Consider the following 2,541-nt stretch of genomic DNA (forward strand, 5'->3'; position numbering starts at 1 on the left):
CGATTAAATCTTCAGCTATCGCGTGGGTAATGTCATGCAACAGTCCCGTCAGGTGCGGCAACATATCGCGGTCAAAATGCGAAACCAGCAGCACGTGGTTTAACGCCCGGCAGTAGTCACATTTCGTTTCTGTATCTTCCAGCAACCACTCTTTTTGTCGCGGCTGTTCCGCTTCGTCCTCAAATTCCACCACCTGAAAATCACGCATGGATTCTGTGAGGCCGGATTTTACCTCTTCCAGATAAGCTCCGAGACAGCGGCAAACGGGCTGCGTTTGTGGGAGAGATTTGCAGTCGAGAAGGATTTCGGTGAGCAGCTTGCAGCGCTCGGCCAGGGTTGGGAGATCGGGGTTGAGGGAGAGTTCGGTGTAGAGCTGGGCGAAGCTATTAATATTAGTCATATGTAATCCTTTATGCACGCAAGATTGTCTGTGCACACACTTTCAGGACGCCAATCCCGGCACCCGATTTTGCAGGTGCGACGCCATTTTATTACTGTAGATTTATCCAGCAACTGACTTCGAAAGAAACTGGAAAGCGCCTCGCAAAATTCCTCTGCGGCCTGATGCCCTCACCCCAGCCCTCTCCCACTGGGAGAGGGAGCAAACAAAAAAAACGGCAACCGAAGTTGCCGTTTTGCTTTTACCTTTTAACTCAGTGAGCCGCTTCCGGCTTGTGCTTCGCCGCACTCTGGAAATCGTACGTCAGTTCGTTCTTCGCCTGATCCAGCGCCACGGTCACCTGGCCGCCGTCAACCAGCGAGCCAAACAGCAGCTCGTTCGCCAGCGGTTTCTTCAGGTTGTCCTGAATCACGCGCGCCATCGGACGGGCACCCATCGCACGGTCGTAGCCTTTCTCAGCCAGCCAGTTGCGGGCCTCCTGGCTCACTTCCAGCGACACGCCTTTCTGATCCAGCTGAACCTGCAGCTCGACGATGAACTTATCCACCACCTGATGGATCACCTCGGTAGACAGGTGATCGAACCAGATAATGTTGTCCAGACGGTTACGGAACTCCGGCGTGAAGATCTTCTTGATCTCCTCCATCGCATCGGTGCTGTTATCCTGATGGATCAGGCCGATGGATTTGCGCTCGGTTTCACGCACCCCGGCGTTGGTGGTCATCACCAGCACCACGTTGCGGAAATCGGCCTTGCGCCCGTTGTTATCGGTCAGCGTCCCGTTGTCCATCACCTGCAACAGGATGTTGAACACGTCCGGGTGCGCTTTCTCAATTTCATCAAGAAGCAGTACCGCGTGCGGATGCTTGATCACCGCGTCGGTGAGCAGGCCGCCCTGGTCAAAGCCCACGTAGCCCGGAGGCGCACCAATCAAACGGCTGACGGTGTGACGCTCCATATACTCGGACATATCAAAGCGCAACAGCTCAATGCCCAGCGCTTTGGAGAGCTGCACCGTTACCTCGGTTTTACCCACACCGGTCGGGCCGGCGAACAGGAAGGAACCGACAGGCTTGTGGTCATGCCCCAGGCCAGCACGGGCCATCTTGATCGCTTCGGTTAAGGCCTCAATGGCTTTATCCTGACCAAAGACCAGCATTTTCAGGCGATTGCCGAGGGTGCGCAGCGTATCACGGTCGCTCTGAGAGACGCTCTTCTCAGGGATACGTGCGATACGGGCCACCACGGACTCGATATCCGCTACGTTCACGGTTTTCTTACGCTTGCTCGCTGGCATCAGGCGCGCACGCGCACCCGCTTCATCAATCACGTCGATCGCTTTATCCGGCAGATGACGATCGTTAATGTATTTCACCGCCAGCTCCACCGCCGCACGCACCGCTTTCGCGGTGTAACGCACGTCGTGGTGCGCTTCGTACTTGGTTTTCAGACCGTTGATGATCTGCACCGTTTCGTCAACCGACGGCTCGGTAACGTCGATTTTCTGGAAACGACGCGCCAGCGCACGATCCTTCTCAAAGATGTTGCTGAACTCCTGGTACGTCGTAGAGCCCATCACGCGGATCTTGCCGCTGGAGAGCAGCGGTTTGATCAGGTTGGCGGCATCTACCTGACCACCGGAAGCCGCGCCTGCGCCGATGATGGTGTGGATCTCATCGATAAACAGGATGCTGTTGGTGTCCTGCTCCAGCTGTTTTAACAGCGCTTTGAAACGTTTTTCAAAATCACCGCGGTATTTGGTGCCCGCCAGCAGCGAGCCAATATCCAGCGAGTAGATGGTGCAGTCGGCAATCACTTCCGGCACGTCGCCCTGCACAATGCGCCAGGCCAGACCTTCGGCAATCGCGGTTTTACCCACGCCAGATTCCCCCACCAGCAGCGGGTTGTTCTTACGGCGACGGCACAGCACCTGGATGGCACGCTCCAGCTCTTTGTCGCGGCCAATCAGCGGGTCGATACCGCCAACGCGAGCAAGCTGGTTAAGGTTGGTGGTGAAGTTTTCCATACGATCCTCCCCGCCTGCTTGCTCTTCATTGCTGTTGATCTGTCCGCTGGGATCCGATGCCTGGTTAGGCTCGTCTTTTCGCGTTCCGTGAGAGATGAAGTTGACCACGTCGAGC

Annotated in this window: 2 protein-coding genes; both read right to left on the reverse strand. The window is 56.1% G+C overall.

Annotation, left to right across the window (positions count from 1 at the left end; genetic code table 11):
- Nucleotides 1-400, reverse strand: a 400-nt coding sequence (locus HP459_RS22340; protein WP_171936865.1) for a hypothetical protein, incomplete at its 3' end; no start/stop codon positions are given.
- 253 nt (nt 401-653) lie between these two features.
- Nucleotides 654-2,541: ATP-dependent Clp protease ATP-binding subunit ClpA (gene clpA, locus HP459_RS22345; RefSeq protein ID WP_171936866.1), on the reverse strand; the 1,888-nt coding region annotated here is incomplete at its 5' end.

The sequence above is a fragment of the Enterobacter sp. CM29 genome (assembly GCF_013179605.1).
GTDB lineage: Bacteria > Pseudomonadota > Gammaproteobacteria > Enterobacterales > Enterobacteriaceae > Enterobacter > Enterobacter intestinihominis.